Annotated in this window: 25 protein-coding genes; 13 read left to right on the top strand and 12 right to left on the bottom strand. The window is 67.7% G+C overall.

Annotated elements, in window-relative coordinates:
* Together fliE and B9N75_RS10050 are read right to left on the bottom strand one after the other, a co-directional pair.
* Entirely contained in the window at positions 1 to 351 is a 351-nt protein-coding gene (fliE, locus tag B9N75_RS10055) for a flagellar hook-basal body complex protein FliE (protein WP_085218677.1), read from the bottom strand.
* Between the two features lie 11 nt (positions 352 to 362).
* Positions 363 to 1,562, bottom strand: a complete 1,200-nt coding sequence (locus B9N75_RS10050) for a sigma-54 interaction domain-containing protein (RefSeq protein WP_085218676.1) — start codon at positions 1,560 to 1,562, stop codon at positions 363 to 365.
* A 299-nt stretch (positions 1,563 to 1,861) separates the two neighbouring features.
* Here B9N75_RS10050 and B9N75_RS10045 point away from each other — a divergent pair, with 299 nt between their 5' ends.
* Positions 1,862 to 2,671 (top strand): flagellin N-terminal helical domain-containing protein, encoded by an 810-nt coding sequence (locus tag B9N75_RS10045; RefSeq protein WP_085218675.1) that lies wholly within the window; start codon positions 1,862 to 1,864, stop codon positions 2,669 to 2,671.
* A 241-nt stretch (positions 2,672 to 2,912) separates the two neighbouring features.
* On the opposite strand, the gene B9N75_RS10040 is transcribed toward B9N75_RS10045, so the two are convergent.
* The 10 genes from B9N75_RS10040 to B9N75_RS09995 form a co-directional block, all read right to left on the bottom strand.
* On the bottom strand, positions 2,913 to 5,291 hold the full coding sequence (locus tag B9N75_RS10040; RefSeq protein WP_085218674.1) for an HAD family hydrolase: 2,379 nt from the start codon (positions 5,289 to 5,291) through the stop codon (positions 2,913 to 2,915).
* A gap of 42 nt (positions 5,292 to 5,333) precedes the next feature.
* Complete coding sequence (locus B9N75_RS10035; protein ID WP_085218673.1) at positions 5,334 to 6,068, bottom strand: sigma-70 family RNA polymerase sigma factor; 735 nt, start codon at positions 6,066 to 6,068, stop codon at positions 5,334 to 5,336.
* Entirely contained in the window at positions 6,055 to 6,879 is an 825-nt protein-coding gene (locus B9N75_RS10030; RefSeq protein WP_085218672.1) for a MinD/ParA family protein, read from the bottom strand. The genes B9N75_RS10035 and B9N75_RS10030 overlap by 14 nt, the downstream gene beginning before the upstream one ends.
* Positions 6,876 to 8,987 carry a flagellar biosynthesis protein FlhA gene (gene flhA / locus B9N75_RS10025; protein WP_085218671.1) on the bottom strand — a complete coding sequence of 704 codons (2,112 nt, stop codon included), beginning with the start codon at positions 8,985 to 8,987 and terminating at the stop codon, positions 6,876 to 6,878. The genes B9N75_RS10030 and flhA overlap by 4 nt, the downstream gene beginning before the upstream one ends.
* Positions 8,988 to 8,991: 4 nt before the next feature.
* Positions 8,992 to 9,789 (bottom strand): transglycosylase SLT domain-containing protein, encoded by a 798-nt coding sequence (locus B9N75_RS10020; protein ID WP_085218670.1) that lies wholly within the window; start codon positions 9,787 to 9,789, stop codon positions 8,992 to 8,994.
* 128 nt (positions 9,790 to 9,917) lie between these two features.
* Complete coding sequence (locus B9N75_RS10015; RefSeq protein WP_085218669.1) at positions 9,918 to 10,238, bottom strand: hypothetical protein; 321 nt, start codon at positions 10,236 to 10,238, stop codon at positions 9,918 to 9,920.
* Complete coding sequence (gene flgM / locus B9N75_RS10010) at positions 10,235 to 10,519, bottom strand: flagellar biosynthesis anti-sigma factor FlgM (RefSeq protein ID WP_085218668.1); 285 nt, start codon at positions 10,517 to 10,519, stop codon at positions 10,235 to 10,237. Before flgM ends, B9N75_RS10015 begins: the two co-directional genes overlap by 4 nt.
* A 61-nt stretch (positions 10,520 to 10,580) precedes the next feature.
* Positions 10,581 to 11,087 (bottom strand): flagella basal body P-ring formation protein FlgA, encoded by a 507-nt coding sequence (locus B9N75_RS10005; RefSeq protein WP_085219547.1) that lies wholly within the window; start codon positions 11,085 to 11,087, stop codon positions 10,581 to 10,583.
* A gap of 53 nt (positions 11,088 to 11,140) precedes the next feature.
* The gene (locus B9N75_RS10000; RefSeq protein ID WP_085218667.1) at positions 11,141 to 11,599 is read right to left on the bottom strand and encodes a flagellar motor protein MotB; all 459 of its coding nucleotides are present in this window, start codon (positions 11,597 to 11,599) and stop codon (positions 11,141 to 11,143) included.
* Positions 11,596 to 12,279 carry a motility protein A gene (locus B9N75_RS09995; RefSeq protein ID WP_244552322.1) on the bottom strand — a complete coding sequence of 228 codons (684 nt, stop codon included), beginning with the start codon at positions 12,277 to 12,279 and terminating at the stop codon, positions 11,596 to 11,598. The genes B9N75_RS10000 and B9N75_RS09995 overlap by 4 nt, the downstream gene beginning before the upstream one ends.
* 212 nt (positions 12,280 to 12,491) lie before the next feature.
* On the opposite strand from B9N75_RS09995, the gene flgB reads away from it, so the two are divergent.
* From flgB to motA, 12 genes are all read left to right on the top strand, one after another.
* Entirely contained in the window at positions 12,492 to 12,845 is a 354-nt protein-coding gene (gene flgB, locus B9N75_RS09990) for a flagellar basal body rod protein FlgB (RefSeq protein WP_085218666.1), read from the top strand.
* Positions 12,846 to 12,858: 13 nt separating this feature from the next.
* A complete protein-coding gene (flgC, locus tag B9N75_RS09985; RefSeq protein WP_085219543.1) occupies positions 12,859 to 13,251 on the top strand; it encodes a flagellar basal body rod protein FlgC in 393 nt (130 codons plus the stop codon).
* A complete protein-coding gene (locus tag B9N75_RS09980) occupies positions 13,248 to 13,919 on the top strand; it encodes a flagellar hook assembly protein FlgD (RefSeq protein ID WP_085218665.1) in 672 nt (223 codons plus the stop codon). The genes flgC and B9N75_RS09980 overlap by 4 nt, the downstream gene beginning before the upstream one ends.
* A 37-nt stretch (positions 13,920 to 13,956) precedes the next feature.
* On the top strand, positions 13,957 to 15,243 hold the full coding sequence (locus tag B9N75_RS09975) for a flagellar hook protein FlgE (protein WP_085218664.1): 1,287 nt from the start codon (positions 13,957 to 13,959) through the stop codon (positions 15,241 to 15,243).
* A gap of 14 nt (positions 15,244 to 15,257) precedes the next feature.
* Positions 15,258 to 16,001, top strand: coding sequence for a flagellar basal-body rod protein FlgF (gene flgF, locus B9N75_RS09970; RefSeq protein WP_085218663.1), 744 nt, complete (start codon positions 15,258 to 15,260; stop codon positions 15,999 to 16,001).
* Between the two features lie 19 nt (positions 16,002 to 16,020).
* A complete protein-coding gene (gene flgG, locus B9N75_RS09965; RefSeq protein ID WP_072047231.1) occupies positions 16,021 to 16,809 on the top strand; it encodes a flagellar basal-body rod protein FlgG in 789 nt (262 codons plus the stop codon).
* Positions 16,790 to 17,464: a flagellar basal body L-ring protein FlgH gene (locus B9N75_RS09960; protein ID WP_085218662.1), complete on the top strand. Its 675-nt coding sequence runs from the start codon at positions 16,790 to 16,792 to the stop codon at positions 17,462 to 17,464. Before flgG ends, B9N75_RS09960 begins: the two co-directional genes overlap by 20 nt.
* Complete coding sequence (locus B9N75_RS09955) at positions 17,464 to 18,570, top strand: flagellar basal body P-ring protein FlgI (protein ID WP_085218661.1); 1,107 nt, start codon at positions 17,464 to 17,466, stop codon at positions 18,568 to 18,570. Before B9N75_RS09960 ends, B9N75_RS09955 begins: the two co-directional genes overlap by 1 nt.
* The gene (locus tag B9N75_RS14360) at positions 18,567 to 18,902 is read left to right on the top strand and encodes a rod-binding protein (RefSeq protein ID WP_244552321.1); all 336 of its coding nucleotides are present in this window, start codon (positions 18,567 to 18,569) and stop codon (positions 18,900 to 18,902) included. The genes B9N75_RS09955 and B9N75_RS14360 overlap by 4 nt, the downstream gene beginning before the upstream one ends.
* On the top strand, positions 18,899 to 20,254 hold the full coding sequence (gene flgK / locus B9N75_RS09945) for a flagellar hook-associated protein FlgK (RefSeq protein WP_085218660.1): 1,356 nt from the start codon (positions 18,899 to 18,901) through the stop codon (positions 20,252 to 20,254). The genes B9N75_RS14360 and flgK overlap by 4 nt, the downstream gene beginning before the upstream one ends.
* Positions 20,255 to 20,265: 11 nt before the next feature.
* On the top strand, positions 20,266 to 21,123 hold the full coding sequence (locus B9N75_RS09940; RefSeq protein ID WP_085218659.1) for a flagellin: 858 nt from the start codon (positions 20,266 to 20,268) through the stop codon (positions 21,121 to 21,123).
* Positions 21,124 to 21,238: 115 nt separating this feature from the next.
* Positions 21,239 to 22,102 (top strand): flagellar motor stator protein MotA, encoded by an 864-nt coding sequence (gene motA, locus B9N75_RS09935; protein ID WP_085218658.1) that lies wholly within the window; start codon positions 21,239 to 21,241, stop codon positions 22,100 to 22,102.
* The last annotated feature ends 1 nt before the right edge of the window (position 22,103 follow it).

The raw sequence follows: 22,103 nt of genomic DNA, 5'->3' as shown, positions 1-22,103 counted from the left end.
TCAGACCGGCATGCTCATGATGTCTTTGTAGGCGGAGAGGAGTTTGTTCCTGACCTGCAGGGTCGCCTCGAAACCGATCGACGCCTGCTGGCGCGCGAGCATCACCGCGGCGATGTCGCTGGTCTCGCCGCGCTCATAGGCCTCCGATGCGGCGGAGGACTGCGCCTGCGCTGCGTTGACGCTCGTGAGCGCGCTCTTGAAGGCGTCGCCGAAATCGCTCTTGGCGGAGTCGGTGCCGCCCATCTGGCCGGCGTTGCCGAGATCGGCATTGGCAGCGCGCTGGAGAGCGCTGTTCTGCTCCAGGATGGAAGCCCGCATGGCGAGCAACCGGTTGGCGTCTATGCTGGTCATCTTCCAGTTCCTCAGGCGGCTTCAGCCCGCATCCCGGCGAGCCGGTAGCGGAGCGTGCGTTCGGAGATGCCGAGACGTTCGGCGGCGCGGACACGGTGTCCGTTGGTGGCGGCAAGGGCTTCACGGATCATCCGCGCCTCGGCGGAGCGGCCCGCGTCGGCGAGACGCGGCGCGGTAAAGATCGTGGTCGCGGCGCCGTCGATCGAGAGATCCTCGGTCTCGATGCGATCACCCTGGCGAAGCATCAGCGCGCGCTGGAGGACGTTGTCCAGCTCGCGGCAGTTGCCGGGCCAGCGATGCGCCATCAGCCGGTCGAGCGCCTGCGCGGTCGGCCAGGGGAAAGCGGCGCCGGCCGGAACGTGGCGGAGCAGCAGCGCGGCGGCGATCGCGCGGATGTCGAGGCGGCGCGCGCCGAGCGGCTGGAGCTGGAGCGGAAGGACGTTGAGGCGCCAGTAAAGATCGGCGCGGAAACGGCCTGCATCGACTTCGGCGGCGAGATCGCGGTTGGCGCAGGCGATGATGCGGACGTCCACCGGCTCGGCCTTCACCGCACCGACCGGCAGCACTTCCTTTTCCTGGATCGCGCGGAGCAGCTTCGCCTGGAGCGCGAGCGGCAGTTCGGCGATTTCGTCGAGGAGCAAGGTGCCGCCGTCCGCGGCGCGGAAGAGCCCCTCCCCGTCCGCGCTGGCGCCGGTGAAGCTCCCGCGGCGGTGGCCGAACAGGATCGCCTCCAGCATCGTATCGGGAAGCGCGGCGCAATTGACCGCGACATAAGCGCCGTTCGCGCGCGGTGAGATCGAATGGATGTAGCGAGCGAGGCCTTCCTTGCCCGTGCCGGTTTCGCCCAGAATGAGGACGGTGGCATCGCTGCCCGCGATGCGATCGGCGAGCCCGAGTAGGCGCGCGCTTTCGGGTTCGCCGCAGGCGGGGCGGAATTCGGGACGGACGAGCTCCGCGACCAGCGCGAAGGCGAAGGCCATGTCGTCATAGCCGAAGCGCACGCACGCGGGGCGGGTGCCATCGGAGATCGTCAGGGACGGATTGCCGTCCACGGCCTCGACGACCACGTCATTGGCGCGCGCGGCACCGGCCTCGCTCGCATCGAGGATGCGCGGACCGTCGCTGCCGATCGTCACGGCAAGGCCTGCCCCACGCAGCCAGCGCGCAAGCGCCGGGTGGGCCGCCATCGCCGTTTCGCTCAGTCCGATCATTCACAAACCCCCATGCGGGCCGTCGCGGCCGCATCGCTCCGGGGTTATCGAAGCAAAGGGTGTGCCAATGGCGGATTTGCGCCATTTGGCGCGCGCCTTACGCGGGGGCGACGCGCGCGCGTCAATTCACCGTCGGGCGATCGGCGGATTTCCGACGCGCCGCGGCGGCGCCCGCCACCGCCTTTTCCGGTCTGGTTGAAATTGATGATTAAAGCCGGGCGGCGTGCGGCCGTTACTGGTCTCGAGGCAGCCGCGGGAACGCATCCGGGCCGCCGGGAATGAGCGGGAAAGGAAGACCCATGACTGTCATCAACACCAACACCTCTGCCCTCCGCGCGCAGAACGGCGGCCGTGTCGCCGAGCAGTCGCTGCGCGTTGCGATGGAGCGCCTGTCGACCGGCAAGCGCATCAACTCGTCGAAGGACGACGCCGCTGGCCTCGCGATCGCGAGCTCGATGACGTCGCAGATCCGCGGCATGAACCAGGCGATCCGTAACTCGAACGACGGCATCTCCCTGGCGCAGACCGCGGAAGGCGCGCTGAACGAAGTCACCAACATGCTGCAGCGCATCCGCGAGCTGGCCGTCCAGTCGGCTTCGGGCACCTACAGCGACGACGACCGCACCAACCTGCAGGAAGAAGTCAAGGCCCTGGGTGCGCAGATCAACGACATCGTTGCCAACACCAAGTTCAACGGCGTGACGCTGTTCGGCTCGGCCGATGGTTCGTTCGCGATCCAGACGGGTGCCAACTCGGGCGATCAGGTGACCATCTCGATCACCGGCCTCGATGTTTCCAGCGCTTCGGGTGCCGACATTTCGAGCGTCTCCGGCGCCGAATCTGCGCTCGACGACGTCGACACCGCGCTGAAGGATGTCGGCACCGTTCGCGCCGGCCTCGGTGCGGCGCAGAGCCGTCTCGAATCGACGGTGAACAACCTCACCAACAACGTGACCAACCTTGCGGATGCACGTTCGCGGATCGAGGACGCCGACTTCTCGGCGGAGACGACCAACCTCGCCAAGGCCCAGATCCTGAGCCAGGCGTCGACGGCGATGCTCGCCCAGGCGAACCAGAGCCAGCAGGGTGTGCTGAGCCTGCTTCGCTAATCGCGAAACAAGCCAGTCGAGGAGCCCCGCCGCGGAAACGCGGCGGGGCTTTTCGTTTGTGCCAAGCGGATGAAGCGGCGGCGCTATCTAATCAGGCGCGTCACCCCGACGGAGGCCGGGCTCCAGCCCTGCCAAAGAAGTCTGGATCCCGGCCTTCGCTGAGATGACGATAAGGTGGAAATGCAAAAGAGGGCGCCCGATGCCGGGCGCCCTCTCGTGTGTCGGTAGGAGGTGAATTGCCTCAGGCGGCCTGCTTCATCTCCGCCACTTCGCGCCAGACGAGCGGGCGGAAGACGATGGAGAGGAGATGCGGCTCGCTCACCTTGGCGGGCGGCGGAGTCAGCATCAATGCGCCGGCGTCGCAGCGGAACAGGCCGGACGCCTGCTCGTGCATGCCGTCGCGTACCACCTCGGCGGGGAGCATCGTCGCGCGCTCGCCTTCCTTCTGCGGGATGAATCCGTCGACCGGGTAGAAACCGACCTCGTCGATCTGCACCCATTCGCACAAAGCGCCGAGCTGGATGCCGACCGCGAAGCGGCCCGCACCGACCGGCACGGTGGCGAGATAATAGCCGTCGTGCGTCGGATGCGCGGAGACGCGGATCGTCGTCTGGCTCTTGTTGTCCGCGACGAAGGCCGGGAAGCTCACCTGCCCCACCTGGAAATCGCTGGTGCGAAGATCGATGCCGAAGCGCTGCACGCTGAACAGCGCCAGGTTGAGCGGCAGGCCGTGCGGCTGGAGCTCGCCCGGCAGATAGATGCGATAGGCATCGTTGAGATAGGACGGGCCACGGCGGCGCAGCCCGGATGTCGATGCGTCGATGTCGAGCATCTGAACGAGATCGCTCGTGCCGAGATTGACGTCGTGATGGAAGCGCTGGAACAGCTCGACCTCCGACGCCGTCGGCAGGAACAGCAGCCGTGCCAGGATTGCGCCGGCCATCGCGCGGCGGCATTCAGCATCGTCCGATTTCGGCGCGGTAAGGAAGCCGGCGCCGACTTCGCCCGCGAAGGCGACGCACGCCTCCTGGATGCGGTCGCGCGTGTCGTTCTGCCCGCCCTTGACGTCGGACGCCTTGCGGCGTGCTTCGCCGTCGGGGGCGTAATCGACGACCGAGCCCTGCTCGATCGTGCAGATCTGCTCGATCACCGCGATCGGCCCCGACAGCGCGTGGAGCACGCGATGATCATAGTGGCGCTGATCGAAGAAGCCCTTCTTGTCGAGACCGGAGAAGCTTTCTTCGCGCAGCAGCAGGTAGCGGCCGGCGACGGTGAGGTTCATGCGCTCTTCGAGCACCGGCTGGATCATGTTCTGGACGGTGCCGTTGTAGCCGAGATCGACAAGCATCACCGCATCGCCATCCTCGACACCGCCGACGTTGCGGACATGCGCGCAAAGGCGCTCCGCGAAAGCCGACGAACGCTCGACCACCTTGGCGACGTTGCGCGGGTGCAGCGCATTCTTGGCGAATAGCCGCTGCCCGGCCTTCCCGCCGCGATTGTCACACAGCTTCATGGCTTCGACATTGGACAGCAGCATCTGCCGGCCGAGGATGTCGAGACGGCCGTGATCGTTCTGGCCGGTCAGAAAATTGGTGATCGCTGCCGGTCCGTCGAAGCTCGCCTTGCGCGCGGTGAAGCGGCTGATCTCCACCGCCGCGCCGGCCGCGCCGAATGCGGCTTCGAACACGCGCTGGGGAAGGTAACCGTCGCGGAGCAGGAACAGCAGCTTCACCGGCTTGCCGGTCCGCTCCGCCATTTCGGCGGCCTCGTCCTTCACCCATGCGGCGAAGGCGTGCATCACCGGGCCGAGCACGTCGTGGCCGAGCGCCCAGACCGGATCGTCATTCTCGCGCAGCGCGATCTGTGCGCGGTGCGGCTGATAGGCCGGAGCGGTCGAGCGGATGCGATCGTCGATCAGCGACGCCGCCGCGGCTTCCATGCGGAGGCGCTGGACGCATTCGGCGTCGAACTGGACGAGGTGCGCGGTGTGGACGCCGAACGGCTCGGGGCCATCCTGGTCCGCCGCCTTGTTGTCGCCGACGTGGAGCACAGCTTCGCCAGGAACGCCGAGCGCGCCGAGGACATGCTCGAACAGGCCGTCATGCTTGTTCACGCCATATTCGCACGAACAGAAGATGCGATCGATCAGCCCGGCGACCTCGTCACCCGCGGCGCGCCCAATGAGGGTGCGGAGCTGCGGCTCGTTGAGATAGGTGTCGCTGACGACGACGATCTGCATGCCCTTCGCCTTGGCGGCGCGGATCAGATCGGCGGTGGGTGCGAAGCCGAAGCAGTGGCGCGCCTCGGCATCGAGTTCGGTATCGATCGCAGCAGTGATCGCCGCCTCATCGGCGGACGGCCACATCTGGCGATAGATATCCTCGATCGTGACCTCGCCCTGCGCGCTCACCCGCGACGCACGACGCGCGCGGTTCTCGGCGCGCATCCGCGGCCAGACGGCGCCGCCTTCCAGCTCGAGATCGGCGAACACGTCGTGCGGCGCATGGGTGTTGCGCCACAGCAAGGTGTCGAAACAGTCGAGCGAAAGCACGCGAACGCCCTCGGGGGCCTGATCGAGCAAGCCGGCGATCTGATGGGCGCGGACGGAGGTCTTCATGTCGTGGCGTCTCCGGTAGAAAATTGGATTGCGCGTCTGCGCTCAGGTCCAGTCGGCGAGATTGGCGCGCAGCTTGTCGAGCGCGGCCTTCTTGATCTGGCAGACGCGCGCGGCGCCGATGCCGAGCGTCTGGCCGATTTCCTCGAGGTTCATTTCCTCAACGAAATAGAGCTGGAGCACCATGCCGTCGCGCTCGGGGAGCGAGCGGATGCCCTCGGCAATCGCCTTGCGCAGCGCGCCCTGCTCCAATTGCTCGTCGGCACGATCCTCGACATCGGCGAACCACATCGAATGATCGGAATAGACTTCGTCGAGCGATTCCTGGTGGACCGACTGCGTTTCATCGACCATCTCGCGATAAGCGACGGCGTCGAGGTTCATCTCGGCCGCCATCTCCGCTTCATCGGGCGATCGGCCGAGCCGCGCTTCGAGGCGCTTGCGGGTCGCTTCCATCTCACGGCGGCGGACCATGGCCGAACGGCAGATCGTCGCCTGGCGGCGCAGATGATCGATCATCGCACCGCGGATGCGCATCGAGGCATAGGTTGCAAAGGCGTGGCCGCGATCATCGTAGCCGTTCGCCGCCTCGACCAGCGCGATCATGCCGATCTGGACGAGATCCTCGACCTCGATCGCGCTCGAAACGCGGCCGTGGACGTGCCAGGCGATCTTGCGGACGAGCGCCATGTGGCCGCGCACCAGGCTTTCCGGCGTCGGTTTGGACGGGCGGCGCTGATAGGTCGCGACCGGCTCGTAGCGGGATTCAGCAAGCGCCACTCAACGCCTCCTCCAGCCCGAAGAAACGATGACCGCCGATCGTCGGCGGCGTGACGCGATCGACGAACCGCCGCGCGAGCTTGTTGAAGGCGACGCTCGCGCGGGCGCCCGGAAAGGCTTCGACCAGGCAGCGTTTGCGGAACACCGCCTCGCGCACGTGATTGTCGCGCGGGACGGAGCCCAGGTGGACGAGATCGACGCGCAGGAAGCGGCGCACCACTTCCTTGAAATGGCGAAACAGCTCGCGCCCGCTATGATCGCTCGCGACCATGTTGGTGACGATCGCGATCTCGGCGCAGCCGTGATCGGAGGCGAGCACCTTCACCATCGCATAGGCGTCCATGAAGGCGGTCGGCTCGTCGTTGAGGACGAGGAGCACGGTATCGGAATCGGCGACCAGCTCGAGCGTCTCGGCATGTATGCCCGATGCGGTATCGACGACGATATGATCGAGCCGGTCGGCATAGGGCCGGAAGGCCTCGGCGAGCCGGCGGCGGTCCGACGCGGGCATCGCAAGGCTGACGCCGCTGCCGCTGTGGCCGGGAACGACGCACAGGCCCGACGGTCCTTCGATCACCACGTCCTTCATGCACGCATTGCGCGTGATGAGATCGGCGATCGTGGTCGGCGCATTGAGGCCGAGGAGGATGTTGGCATTGGCGAGGCCGACATCGCCATCGACCAGCATCGTCTTGCGGCCCATCGCGGCGAGCGCGGTCGCAAGATTGACGCTGACGTTGGTCTTGCCGACGCCTCCCTTGCCGCTCGTCACGCAAATCACGCGGGCATTCCGGTCACGACGAAAGTTCACGCAGTCGCCTCCATAGGCAGCAGGGCCTGGTTCGCATTGCCGCCGACGACGGCGACAACCTCGACGGGCTTGCCGTCGGGAATTTCGAGGAAGGAGAGCACCGGCACATCGGGGATGTGCGGGCCGAGCAGACGGGCGAGCGCGCGGCGCGCGACCGGCGAAGTGACCATCGCGAAGCGGCGCGCCTCGCCGAGCAACGGGCCGGCAGCTTCGCTGACCGCCTGGACGATCTTCTGCGCAAGCCCGGGCTCGATCGGGTGGACCGCGTCCTTGCCGGCGCGCACCGCCTGGTTGAGCAGGCTTTCGAGACCGGTGTCGAGCGTCAGCACGGGGAGCGGCATCTTCACAGGCACGATCGTCTGGATGATGAGCGCGCCGATCCGCTGGCGGACCGCCTCGACGAGCTGCACCGGATCGCTTTCGTCGCGGGCGGCATCGACCATCGCCTCGGCGATGCGGCGGAAATCCTTGAGGGGCACGCGCTCGGCGAGCAGCGAGCGGCAGAGCGCGGCGATCGACGCCAGCGGCAGCGGCTGCGGCGTGAGGCCGGCGACGAGCTGCGGCGAGACTTCCTTCAGCGCGTCGAGCAGTTTCTGCGCCTCGTCCATGCCGAACAGCTCGGCCGCGCAGCACTGGACGATGTGATTGAGATGGGTCGCGACCACGGTCGGCGGATCGACGACGGTGTAGCCCGCCACCACCGCATCGGCACGCTGCGCAGGTGCGATCCAGACGGCATCGAGGCCGAAGGTGGGATCGCGCGCGATACGGCCGTCGATCGTCGAGAGGAGATCGCCCGAATCCAGCGCGAGCAGATCCTCCGGCCAGATCTCGTCCTCGCCGCAGGCCACGCCGGCGACGCTGATGCGATAGCTGTTGGGGCCGAGCGCGAGATTGTCGCGCACGCGGACCATCGGCACCACGAAGCCGAGTTCGCGGCTGAGCTGGCGGCGGATGCCGGTGATGCGGGCCATCAACGGCGCGCCCTTGCGCTCGTCGACGAGGCTGACGAGGCCGTAGCCGAGTTCCAGGCTCAGCGCCGCGCCGTCGGAAACTTCCTCCCAGCCGATGACGCTGGGGTTGACCGCGGGGAGCGCAGGTTCCGCCTCGTCGGCCAAGGCTGCTTCGTCGGCTTTGCCCTTGAGCTTCCACGCGGCAAAGCCGGCGAGCGCCGCGGCGGGCAGGATCACGAAGTGCGGCATGCCTGGAAGCACGCCGAGGAAAGCGAGGATTGCGGCGACCGGGGTCCAGGCGCGCGCCGAGCCGAACTGGCTGGCGATCTGGCCCGAGAGATCGAGCGGCGAGGAGACGCGGGTGACGATCGAGGCGGCGGCGATCGAGAGCAGCAGCGCGGGAACGCAGGCGACCAGCGCATCGCCGATCGCGAGCAGCACATAGGTTTCGGCCGCCTGACCCAGCGACAGGCCGTGGCTGACGGTGCCCAGCACCAGGCCGCCAACGATATTGATCACGAGAATGAGCACGCCCGCGATGGCGTCGCCCTTCACGAACTTCGACGCACCGTCCATCGAGCCGTAGAAGTCCGCTTCGGTGGCGACCTCCTGGCGGCGGAGCTTGGCTTCGTCCGGAGTAAGCAGGCCGGCGTTGAGATCGGCGTCGATCGCCATCTGCTTGCCGGGCATCGCATCGAGGGTGAAGCGCGCGCTGACTTCCGAGACGCGGCCTGCGCCCTTGGTGATGACCACTAGGTTGATGATCATCAGGATCGCGAAGACGAAGATGCCGACGGCATAATCGCCGCCGATGAGGAAATTGCCGAACGCCGCGATCACCTGACCTGCAGCATCGTGGCCGGTGTGCCCGTCGACGAGCACCACGCGCGTCGAGGCGACGTTGAGGCCGAGGCGGAACAGGGTGGCGAACAGCAGCACCGTCGGGAAGGACGAGAAATCGAGCGGCTTGGCGGCGTTCAGCGCCACCATCAGCACCGCGAGGCTGATCATGATGTTGGCGACGAAGCCGACGTCCAGCAGGAACGCCGGGATCGGCACGACCATCAGAGTGATGAGCAGCAGCGCGGCGATGGGCAGGATGGCGCCCTTGGCGGCGCTCACCCAGATCGCACGGTTGACGGGAGCAGTGGCCATCTAGTTACGCTCCGAGCTGCGCGAGCATGAGATAAGCGAGCCGCGCATATTGCGGCGTCGGGGCGGTGCGCTGGCCGGCCATCGCGCCGGTCTCGAGCGCCGCCATGCGGACCTCGGCCGATTGTTCGAGCGCCGGCCCGCGCGAGGGCAGCGGACCGCCCTCCCCGCCCAGCTTGGCGGCGAAGCGATCGCGCACTTCGGCGAAGCTGCGCGCCGAGCCGTCACGGTTGAAAAAGACGCCGCGGTTGGTGCGCGCGGCGGCCGGGAAGATCGATGCGGCCGAGGCTTGCGGGTTGGCGTCATGCGCTTGAAGGAATTTCGCGGCGCCGCCGGCGCCCAGGAAATGGGCGAGATAGAGATCGACCGATTCCACCGGGCGGTCGAGGCGCCGTTCGAGATACTGCTGGTTGTCGGCGGCGAACTCACCCGCCATCGCCGAAGCGGCCTCGGGATCGCGGCGCAGATCGAGGATCGCGCTGCGCAGGCCGGGATCGGCGACGTGATAGCGGCCGTTCGATCCCTGACGGATGCCGTCCGCCGCCCAGCCGAGACCATGCTCCGATCCGTGCTTCTTGACGGTGGCGAGCCAGGTCTGGTCAATGAACTGGAAGAGGCCCGTCGCGCTCGACGTGCGGGCGCGCGCGTTCGGGTTGAGGCTGCTTTCGATCTTCGCTTGATGGAACAGGTAGGAGAAATCGACGCCGGTGCGCTCGGCGGCGCGCGCGATCGCCCCGCCGATGCGCCCATCGGCGCCGGCGAAAGTGTCGCGTGTCGTCGGAAAGCTGACGTAACCAGTGCTCATAAAAAGCGACGTTGCAACGGCCATGCCAAGTCAGCCGCGGCACCGAGACAGGCTCTACAACGCAAAACACCGGCGGGTGCCGGCGCGGATCGAACGCAGGGATTTGAGCCGCCGGAGCAGCGCGCGCGTCAGGCGGCGATGCGGCCTGCGGCAGTATAGGCCGGCACGCGATCGGTGCCGGTGGCGGCGGCAAGCGCCTGGATGCGCCGGGTGTTGCTGTCCGTCAGGAAATTGACGCGCATCGCGGCGGCTTCGATCAGTGCCATCACTGCCTGGGCGCGGTCGCGCACCTGCGGCTGGTCGCGCAGCGTCTCGTCGACGCGGATGTCGGAAAGAGCCGCGCGCGTCTCTTCGGCGGCCGCCTGCAGGGCAGTCAGATCAGAGGTATCGAGCGCGGCGATGAAGGCGTGCTGTGCCGCCTCCAGCCGCGCCAGCGCGTCGAGGATCATGCGCTGAAACGCTCCGGCAGATCGAGCGCGATCATGCGCTCGGCGATCCGGTCGGCATCGACCGGGTAGCGGCCCTCGGCGATCGCAGCGCGGATTGCCGCGACCTTCGCGGAGTCCACCGGCGGGCCCGACTGCGCGAGCGTCGCCGCCGCGGTCGCCGGTGCGCCCGAAGCGCCCTGCGCCAGCGCATCACCGGCCTTTGCCGAAGCCTGCGTCTTGTCGAGCGCAACGCGGGCGGGTTCGACCCGTCCGGCTCCGACCCTGCCCAATCCGTCGATCATCGTCCTGTCCTTCCCAACGCGGTATCCCGCGACTTGAATCCTTTAACGGCGCGTACGGAAATTACTTAAATCCCGGTAACGCGACGCGGCCGTCGGCCAAAACCTGGCCGGAAACGGCGGTCTTGCGATCGGTGCGCAGGCGAATGCGATCGCCCGGCGCGCCGTCCTGTTCGGCGGTGGCGAGCGTGCTGACCTGGAAGCTGCCGGCCAGCGCGACGAGCTCGACCTGATCGCCGCGACGGATGACCGGCTCGGTCTTCGCCGCCATGACGACTGCGGCCTGCGTGTCGCGCATCAGCGGCACGCGGATACGCCAGCCGAGCGCTTCGCAGCGCAAGGTCGCCGCACCGAGCTGCCCCGGATCGATCGATACCATGCCTGGGCAGGCGGCGAGCTTGAGGCGGCGGTCGATCGGGCGGGCGGGACCGCCCGGCTCGCCGATGCCGGCGCCCAGCGTCGCGACCGTCTGGATTTCGAGCGCGTCCAGATCCTGGAAGCCGCCTGCAGCCAGCGCGGGCGCGGCGAGCAGGATGGCGGCCAGCGGCGCGCGTCGGAAAACCGTCGTCATGATAATCTCCAATGGCTTCGCCGCCATTGAAGCAACAGCCGTGCCAGACGTCTTTAGTGCCGGATGGTCAGGCGCTGCCCCGTCTCCGGACCGCGCGAGGGCATAGCGATCTCGACGCGATCCTCGGCGAGACCGCCCGCCTGCAGGCCGCGCACGACGGCAGCAGCACGCGCTGCCGCCAGCTCCCACCCGTCGAAGCGGCGCGTGGTGGCGTCACGGCCGATGCTTTCGACGGTCAGCGTCCAGCCGGACGTGTGCGCCCGAGCGCCTATCGCGCGCAGACGCTCGCGCGCGGGAGCGACAAGGCGCGCCTCGCCCGGCTCGAACATGGCAGCCGCATCGCCGTCGAGAAGCGCCGCGGCCGATGCCTCGCCGCCGAAGGCTGCACGCGTGCTCGCCGCGACATCGCGCATGTTCGCCGTGCTCGCATAGAGCATAACGAAGAAGCAGAGCAGCAGAAGCATCAGATCGGCGAAGCTCAGCGCCCAGCGCGGCACCGCGCGGCCAGTCATCCCGCGACTCGCAGCAATCGGTGTGCGGGATGCGCCGGGTGAATCGCCAGTGCCTCGGCACGCGCAAGGGTGTCGAGCTTGTCGATCACAGCGCGCTGCCAGGCGAGCTCGGCCTCCGACAAACGCTCGAGCCGTGCCGCGATCGGCCCGGCGATCACCGCCGAGAACAGCAGCCCGTAGAGCGTGGTGAGCAAGGCGAGCGCCATCGGCGCGCCCATCCGCGCGGGATCCTCCATCGCCGCGAACATGCCGATGAGACCGATCACCGTGCCGATCATCCCCGCCGAGGGCGCGGCATCGGCGATCGCGCGCCAGAAGGACGCGGCGCCGGCGTGACGCGCGGCGCGGCGCGACAAATCATGATCCGCCCATTCGCGGAAATCATCCGGCGTGTGGGAATTGGCAAGCTGGATGGCGGCACGGCGCACGAAGGCGCCTGCTCCGCGCACGCGGTCTGCGCAGACCGTGCCTTTCAAATCGGCGATGTGGGCGATCTGCCGGACGGCGTGGCGCGCGGCATCGGCATCGCGTTCGGGGTCATCGCGGAACAGCGGCCGGAGGGCGCCGAACGCACGCCACAGATCGTGGCGGCTGTGGCGGACGATCGCGATCATCAGCGCACCGCCCGCGACGAGGAGGAAGGAGAGCGGATCGAACAAACGCACCGCCCACTGGATCACAGCGCTCTCCCTCCTCCCACGACCGGCAAGACCGGCAATTTCTTGCCGTCCATCCGGCAACGCTTTGCCGCCCGCCCGCCTGCGCTCTCTGCGGGGAGCGCGAACGGGCGTGGCCCCGCGCAATTGGCATGGCCATTGCATCGGGCTGCGGCATCACGCCTCACCGTGTCTGAATAACGACACATGAGGCTGGACTTTTAGGGGTTCGAACGATGGCAGACGGAAATTCCCTGTTCGGGGTTCACGGCGCGGCCTTGGCGGTGCGCTCGCAGCGCCTGTCGCTGCTCGCCTCGAACATCGCGAACGCGGCGACGCCCGGCTACAAAGCGCGCGACCTCGATTTCGAGACGGCGATGAAGCAGGTCTCGAACGGGATGGGCGCCAACCAGGCGGCCGAAAATTCCGTCGGCTACCGCATCCCGATCTCGCCTTCGCTCGACGGCAATACGGTCGAGCTGTCCACCGAGCAGACGCTCTTCGCCGAGAATGCCGTGCAGTACCGCACGTCGCTCGCCTTCCTCGAAGGCCGCATCTCGACGCTCAAGCGCGCGCTGAAGGGGGAGTGATCCGATGAAGCCGATGAACGTCTTCGATATCGCAGGCCGCGCGATGAGCGCGCAGCTCCTGCGTTTGAACACCACCGCGTCGAATCTCGCCAACGCCGGATCGATCGCGGGCAGCAAGGATGCCGCGTTCCGTTCACTGAAGCCGGTGTTCCAGTCGGTCACCGACCAGCCGGGCGTCGCCACCGTCAAGGTGGATCGCGTCGTCCAGGCGCAGGTCGAGCCGACGATGCGCCATTCGCCCGGCCACCCGCTCGCCGACAAAGACGGCAACGTGTGGGAAGCCGGCGTCGATACTGCCGCGGAGCTCGTCGAGATGGTCGAGGCCGCGCGCCAGTACCAGAACAATGTGCAGGTCCTCCAGACCGCCAAGTCCCTCACCCTCGATACGCTGAAGCTGGGCCAATGACCGATATCAACCTCCCGACGTCCTGGACGCAGACCGGCAATCCGTCTCCCGCCGTGGAGACGAAGAAGCCGGGCATGCTGGACCAGAACGATTTCCTGAAGCTGATGACGACGCAGCTCACCACCCAGGATCCGTTCAACCCGATCGACAACCAGCAGATGGTCGCCCAGATGGCGCAATTCTCCTCGGTCGCCGGCATCGCGGAAATGAACAAGAGCCTAGCGGCGATCGCCGAGCAGCTCTCGCCCACGCGCCTCACCGACGCGGCGAGCTGGATCGGCCGGTCGATGCTGGTCGATTCCGATACCGCTGCGCCGCTCAGCGACGGTTCCTACGCCGGCGAAATCGCGCTGCCCAAGGATGCCGATCAGGTGTCGGTCAGCTACGTCGACGCCAGCGGCGCCGTGGTCCACAGCCAGACGCTGGGGCCGCAGAAGGCGGGCGTCGTCCAGTTCAACTGGAACGGCAAGAACGCCGACGGCGAAACCGCCGCCGGCGGCCCGCTCAAGATCATGATCAACGCTGCAGGCGGCGGCAAGGCGATCACCGCCGGCACCGCCACCTGGACGCCGATCGGCGGCATCCAGTCCCCGGCCAACGGCGGCACGACGATGCTCGTCACCGGCCTCGGCATCCTTTCACCGGCGGAAGCCATCCGCCTCGCCTGACACCACCCTCTCCTTTCCTCACCAGGAGCTTGTTGCCATGTCCTTCTACACCTCGCTTTCGGGCCTCAAGGCCGCCCAGACCGACCTCGGCGTCGTGTCGAACAACGTCGCCAACGTCGGCTCGGTCGGCTTCAAGAAGAGCCGCGCCCAGTTCGGCGACATCATCGCCTCGTCCAAGACCACGCCGGGCAATGGCACGCGCTTGAAGGGCATCGAGCAGCAATTCAGCCAGGGCGGCTTCGAAACCTCCGCGCGCGAGCTCGATCTCGCGATCAGCGGCAACGGCTTCTTCGTCACCCGCGACGCGCTGACCGGCGGCAACACCAAGTTCACCCGCAACGGCGCCTTCAAGATCGACCAGGAGCGTTACCTGCGCGATTCCAACGCCGGCTACGTCCAGGTTCTGCCCGTCAACGCGCAGGGCAACGTCACCGCGACCGGGCTCAGCGCCGCGCGCAACCTGCAGCTTCCGCTCACCTCGGGCACGCCGCGCGCCACCACCTTGATGAATCTTTCGGTCGGCCTGCCGTCGAACGCCGACATCCCGGAAGACCGTGCGATGTATTCGGGCGGCTACACCTTCGACCGGCTCGATCCGAACAGCTACAACCAGTCGACCCAGACCACCGTCTACGACGCGGCGGGCAATGCGATCCCCGCGACGATCTATTTCGTCCGCACCGAATCGACCGCGGCCGGCGACGCGCAGAACAGCTGGGATGCCTATTTCTTCGTTGGTGATGAGCAGGCGAGTGCGGATTCCGGTTCCGCAACACCCACCCCGCTGCGTCTGGAATTTGACGCCAGCGGCGCGATCACCTCGCCGACCAGCGCGACCGCGTTCAGCACCGTCTCGCCGGCGGCTGCCTCGGCGCCGCTGACCATCTCGCTCGATTTCGGCTCGGCCTCGAACCAGTCGACCGGCACCTTCACGCTCGCCTCGATCGAGCAGGACGGGCTTTCGACCGGCAAGCTGGACGACATCTCGATCGGCGAGGACGGGCTCGTCACCGCCACCTTCTCGAACGGCGAGACGCAGGCGCTCGGCAAGCTGATCATGGCGAACTTCTCGAACCCCGCGGGGCTCAAGCAGCGCGGAGACGCGACCTGGTCGGTGACCGGCGACAGCGGCCCCGCGCAGATCGGCACCGCCGGCGAGGACGGCTTCGGCAAGATTCAGTCGGGCGCGCTGGAGCGTGCGAACGTCGACATCACCGAGGAACTCGTTTCGCTGATCTCGGCGCAGCGCAACTTCCAGGCGAACGCGAAGGCGATCGAAACCGCCAACGCGATGACCCAGGCCATCATGAACCTCAGGAACTGATCGGGACCTAGACGATGGACCGGCTCGCATACACCTCACTGTCCGCGCTTCGCGGCGCGATGGCGCGTCAGGCGACAACGGCGAACAACCTCGCCAACGCCAATACGACGGGCTTTCGCGCCGAGATGTCGGCCGTGCGCCCGCTCTGGCTTCAGGGCGGCGCCGCGCTGCAATCGCGCGCGCCGTCCACCGGAGAGGTGATGGCGGCGGACATGCGCGGCGGCGCGGTGAGCGAGACGGGCCGCGACCTCGACATCGCGCTGGAGGGCGACGCTCTCCTCGCGGTGCAGTCCAACGAAGGCGACGAGGCCTATACGCGCCGCGGCGACCTGCAGCTTTCCGACAGCGGCCTGCTGACGACCGGCGACGGATTTCCGGTGCTGGGCGAAGGCGGGCCGATCACCCTGCCCCCGGCCGATAAGGTGACCATCGACAAGGACGGCCGCATCCTGATCGTGCCCGAGGGCGGCGATCCGGCGCAGCCGCAGGAGATCGAGCGGCTGAAGGTCGTGTCGCCGACCGGCTCGAAGATCGTGAAGGCGCTGGACGGCCTGTTTCGCGTCGAGAATGGCGGCGCCTTGCCGCAGGATCCCGGCGCGCGCGTGATCTCCGGCAGCCTCGAAGGCTCGAACGTCGAAGCCACCAAGGCGCTGGTCGACATGATCGAAGCCAGCCGCGCCTGGGACACGCAGATGAAATTGATTTCCACCGCCCGCGAGATCGACGCTTCGGGCGCCGATCTCATGCGGATGCCTTGAGGCCGAAGGAGCCTGACTGATGACGAACGCCGCTCTCCACGTCGCCCGCACGGGGCTCGACGCGCAGTCGACCAAGATGCGCGTCATCGCCAACAATCTGGCGAACGTGAACACCATCGGATTCAAGCGCGAGCGCGCGCAGTTCGAGACGCTCGCCTATCAGACGATGACCGCGCCGGGCGCACCGTCGGCCGCCGAGAACCGCTACGCCACCGGGCTTTCGCTCGGCAGCGGCGTGCAGATGTCCGGCACCGCGCGGCTCAACACGCAAGGCGCGCTGCAGACCACCGAGAACCCGCTCGACATGGCAATCGAGGGTGACGGCTTCTTCCAGGTGACGCTGCCCGACGGCTCGGTCGGCTATACCCGCGACGGCAATTTCAACCGCTCGCCGGAAGGCCAGCTCGTGACCTCCGCGGGCATGCCGATCCAGCCGGCGATCCAGGTGCCGGAAGGCGCGACCAGCATCACGATCGGCGCCGACGGCACCGTATCAGCGACGTTGCCGGGCCAGACCGAGACCACCAACCTCGGCCAGATCGAGCTTGCGCGCTTCGTCAATCCGGCGGGCCTCGCGGCGATCGGCGACAATCTGCTGCGCGAGACGCAGGCCAGCGGCGCGCCGCAGGTCGGCGGCGCCGGCACCGACGGCCGCGGCACGATCCGTCAGGGCATGCTCGAGGGATCGAACGTCAATGTCGTCCAGGAACTGGTCGACATGATCGAAACGCAGCGCGCTTACGAAGTGAATTCCAAGATGATCTCCGCAACCGACGAGATGCTCCGCAATGCGAACCAGCAGCTTTAAGATGGCCGCGCTCGGCCCCATGCTCCTGCTCGCCGCCTGCATGGGCGGCCATGCCGGGCCGCCGTCGGCGGAATACCGGCCGAGCTTCGCGCCGCCGCCGCCCGTGGCGCCGGTGGTGTCGAACGGCGCCATCTTCCAGGCCTCGCACGGCTATTCGCCGCTCACCAGCGGTACGCGCGCCGCGCAGGTCGGGGACATCCTCACGATCGCGCTCGTCGAGCGGACGCAGGCGACCAAGACCAATTCGGCCAACACCGGCCGCAACGGCGAGATCGGCCTCTCCGCGCCGACGACCGGGCCGCTGTCGCTGTTCAACCCCACCGATGCCAGGATGGGCGGCGACCAGTCGTTCACCGGCAAGGGGTCCGCTGCGCAGGAGAACCGGCTGTCGGGGGAGATCAGCGTGACCGTCGCCCAGGTCTATCCCAACGGAACGATGCTGGTCCGCGGCGAGAAGCTGGTGACGCTCAACCGCGGCGACGAATATGTCCAGGTATCCGGTCTCGTCCGGCCCAACGACATCGGCCCCGACAACCGCATCGCCTCGACCCGCGTCGCCGACGCCAAGATCACCTATTCGGGTCGCGGCGAGATCGCCCGGGCCAGCAAGCAAGGCTGGCTGCAACGCTTCTTCTCCGTCGTGAGTCCGTTCTGATGCGCAACATTCTTCGCCTCATCGCCGCTGCCTTCGCCGGCATCGCGCTCGCCGCCTCCCCGGCCGGGGCCGCGCGGATCAAGGATCTGGGCACGTTCCAGGGCCTGCGCGCCAACCAGCTCACCGGCTACGGCATCGTCGTCGGTCTCGCGGGCACGGGCGACGACAGCCTGGATTACGCCACGCAGGGCATGAAGGGCGTCGCTTCGCGCTTCGGCCTGACGCTGCCGCCGGGCGTGAGCCCCGCGGTCAAGAATGCCGCGGCGGTGATGGTCACCGCCGAGCTTCCTGCCTTCGCCAAGCCCGGCCAGCGGCTCGACGTCACCGTCTCCGCGCTCGGCAAGGCGAAGTCGCTGCGCGGCGGCACGCTGCTGATGGCGCCGCTGCGCGGTGCTGACAATGAAATCTATGCGATGGCGCAGGGCAGCCTCGCCGTCGGCGGCCTCGGTGTTGAGGCGGCGGACGGATCGAAGCTCTCGGTCAACGTGCCGTCAGCGGGACGCATTCCGGGCGGCGCCTCGGTCGAGCGCGCGGTCGATGCGGGCTTCGCCACGGCGCCGAGCCTGATGTTCAACCTCGCCGAAGCGGATCTCACCACCGCCCAGCGCGTCGCGCAGGCGATCAACGGCAATCTCGGCGGCAGCCTCGCCCGCGCGATCGACGCAGTGTCGATCCAGATCGACGCGCCCCCGGGCGCAGAGAGCCGCACGCAGATGATGGCGCGGATCGAGAATCTCAACGTCGATCCGGCCGACGCGCCGGCGCGCGTGATCGTCAACGCCCGCACCGGCACCGTCGTGATCAACGGCGCCGTGCGCATCAGCCCCGCGGCGGTGAGCCACGGCAAGCTGACGGTGGCGGTGAAGGAAGAGCCGCGTGTCATCCAGCCGGCGCCGCTCTCGCGTGGCCGCACGGCGATCGAGGAATCGAGCCAGATCGAGGCCGTGGAAGAAACGCGGCCGATGTTCGCCTTCGCCCCCGGCGCTTCGCTGTCGGAGATCGTCCAGGCGGTGAACGCCATCGGCGCCGCACCGTCGGATCTCGTCGCGATCCTAGAAGCCTTGAAACAGGCAGGCGCGATGAAGGCGGAGCTCGTCGTCCTGTGATCGAGCGAGCCGCATCCCCCGCGAACAAGCCGGCCGCCGGTCCCGACATCGGGGCCGGCGACGCCGCGCGCGTGGCTTCGCTCAAGCAGGCCGCACAGGCCTTCGAGGCGGTGTTCCTGCGCCAGATGATCGGATCGATGCGGCAAGCGAAGCTCACCGAGGACGAGCTTTTCGGCAGCAGCTCTACCGAGCAGTTCCAGTCGATGGCGGACGCCAAGCTCGCCGACAATATGGCTGAGAAAAGCAATTTCGGGATCGCCGATCTGCTGTTGCGGCAGTTCGGCGCGAAGCTGGGCACGCCCCAGACTGCGGACGGGGGAAAGGCTGAATGAGCAGCGATCTTCTCAACATCGGCAAATCGGGGGTGTCGGCCTATCGAACGGCGCTCTCGATCATTGCAGAGAATGTCGCCAATTCGGAGACCAAGGGCTACGCGCGGCGCGAGGTCGTGCTGCGCGAGGCTGGCGTCCGCGGCGGCGCGAACAACCCGATCTATACCGAGATCTTCCGCTTCAACGGGGTGGAAGCCAATTCGGTCAACCGCGCGTGGGATATGTTCCGCGCCGCAGACGCACGCGCCGCCAATTCTTCCGAAGGCCGCGCCAACGCGCGCGCGACCTGGCTCACCGAGATCGAGACGAGCCTCGGCGATGGGCAGAGCTCGGTGGGTAGCCTGATCGGCGCCTTCTACAACACCGCCGTGTCGCTGTCGTCTACCCCCAAGGAACTGGTCGGCCGTCAGGCGATGCTCAACGCGCTCAACGAAGCCGCCGGCACGATCCGCAATACGGCGGCATCGCTTGAGCGGGTGTCACAAGGCATCAGCGCCGCCGCCGAGCTCGAAGCCAACGGTCTCAACGCCGATCTCGCCGCGCTGGCCGAGGTGAACGTCGCGCTGCGCCAGGCGGCGCCCGGCCGCAGCAGCTTCGCCTCGCTGGAGGACGAACGCGACCGGCTGATTGACTCGATATCCAAGCGGATCGACGTCGATGTCAGCATCGGCGACAAGGGCACCGCGACCCTCACGATCGCCGGCTCGGCGGGCCTGACCTTGCTCGACCCTGCCAGCAAGGTGCAGGTGAGCGTGGCCCAGGCCAGCGACGGACGCCTTTCGCTCCGCATGCTGGCCAATGGCGCGACGAGCATTTTGCCCGCCCGCAGCGGCACGCTGGCCGGGCTGGTCGACATGTCCGGCACGACCGCAGATCGCCGCCAGGCGCTTGAGGCGCTGACCACGGATTTCGCCACCGCGCTCAACGCCTGGTCCGCGGCCGGCACCGATCTCGACGGCAATGCCGGTGCGCCGATGCTCGACGCGAGCGGTGGCGCGCGCAACCTTGCCGTCGCCATCACCGATCCGCGCGCGGTCGCCGCGCAATCGGCGGACGGCACCGAGAACGGCAACCTTCTCGCGCTTGATGCACTGCGCGGCACGGGAGGCGCGGAGGCACGCTGGGCATCGATCGTCTCGGGCAATGCGCAGATGCTCGCCTCGGCGCGGTCCGAAGCGGCCGCGGCCGCGACCCGCCGCGACAATGCGCTGGCCGCGCATGACGAGATCATCGGCGTCGACCTCGATCGCGAGGCGGCGGATCTGCTGCGTTACCAGCAGGCCTATGGCGCCTCGGCGCGGATCATCCAGATCGCGCGCGAGACTATGCAGACCATCATCGACCTCTTCTAGGAATTGCAGCCATGATCAGCGGCACCCGCTATCGCCTCACGCTCGAGATCAACCGCCAGACGCGGCTGGCGCAGGAGATCGCACGCGCGCAGGCCGAGATTTCCAGCCAGAAGAAGATCCTCGCCCCCTCCGACGATCCAATCGGCGCCGCGCGCGTCTCGCAGATCGCGCAGGCGCAGGCGAACGAAGAGGCCTGGCTGCGCAATCTTTCGGTGGCCGAAGGGCTGGCCGCGCGCGGCAACAACAATCTGACCTCGATCGCGAGCGCGCTCGACCGCGCCAACGAGCTGATGCTCTCGGCGCGCAACGAAACCTATTCGGCCGCCGACCGTGCAGTCTTCGCGCAGGAGCTGCGGGGCATTGCCGACGACGTCGCCTCGCTGATGGCGGCGCGCGACGATCGCGGCGAGCCGCTCTTCCGGTCGAATGCCGAGCTGCAGATCCCGGTCAGCGCGGGGATCACGTTGTCGCCCGTCGCCGGCTACGCCGCGCTGTTCGAAGGAATTCCCGCCACTACGGGCCCGGCTGCGCTCGGCGATATCCTGCGCGATGCCGCCGATGCGGTGGAGATCGCCGATCCCGCCGCGCGCGCCGCTGCGATCACCGTCTCGCTCGACGATGTCCAGGCGGGGCAGACGCGCATCCGCGCCGCCCGCTCCGATCAGGGCGTCCGCGCCGCGCGCATCGACTCGATCGTCGATCGGCTCGAGGAATCGAAGATCACGCTTGCCGGGCAGCGTATCGACATCGAGGGCGTCGACATGCCCGAGGCGATCGCGCGCATGCAGTCACGCGATCTGTCGCTGAAGGCGGCGCAGGCGATCTTCGCCAATGTCAACCAGAGCACACTGTTCGATCTGCTCCGCTGACCAGGCTCGCGGCGGCTAAAAAACCGCCCGCGGCCTAAAAAAACCGCCTCCCGCGTCGTTATGACGGAAGGGAGCGGGGCCCAACCCGGATCCCCAATAAGCTTCGGGGTCATCCATGTTTGCAGCAGTCGGCGTCGTTGTTCTACTCGTCATGGTGTTTGGCGGGTTCGCGCTGACCGGCGGCGCGCTCGGCCCCGTCATGCATGCCGTCCCGCACGAAATGCTCATCATCGGCGGCGCCGCGGTCGGCGCGGTCATCGCGGGCAATTCGATGAAGGAGCTGAAGGCGCTGGGCAGCGGCTTCATGAAGATCTTCAAGGGTCCGCAATACGGCAAGCAGGATTATCTCGACACCATCTTCCTCGTCTCGAAGCTGATGAAGATGCTGCGCACCGACGGCCCCGTCGCCGTCGAGCCGCATATCGAGGATCCCAAGGCGAGCCCGATCTTCGCCGAATATCCCAAGCTCCTGAAGGACGACACGCTCGTCCACCTCATCGCCGATACGCTACGGCTGGTGGTCGTCTCCTCCGGCACGCTCGATCCGCACGCGGTGGAAGAGGTGATGGACAATGCGCTGAAGACGCACCACCACGACACGATCCGCCCGGCCGACACGCTGCAGGGCCTGGCGGACGCGCTCCCCGCGCTGGGCATCGTCGCGGCGGTGCTCGGCGTCGTGAAGACGATGGGCTCGATCGATCAGCCGCCCGCGATCCTCGGCGGCATGATCGGCTCGGCGCTCGTCGGTACCTTCCTCGGCGTGCTGCTCGCCTACGGCATCGTCGGCCCCTTCGCGCAGCGCGCCAAGCAGGTCATCGAGGGTGACGCGGCCATCTATCACGTCGTCAAGCAGATCATCGTCGCCTCGCTGCACGGCCATCCGCTGCCACTGGTGATCGAAGCCGCCCGCTCGGGTATTACCCATTCGAACCAGCCGGCCTTCGCCGACGTGTTCGACGGCATGCGCGGGCGCTGAT

Origin of the sequence: Allosphingosinicella indica (genome assembly GCF_900177405.1) — a bacterium.
In the GTDB taxonomy this organism is placed as follows: Bacteria; Pseudomonadota; Alphaproteobacteria; order Sphingomonadales; family Sphingomonadaceae; genus Allosphingosinicella; species Allosphingosinicella indica.
This window is presented reverse-complemented; position numbering and strand designations above follow the sequence as displayed.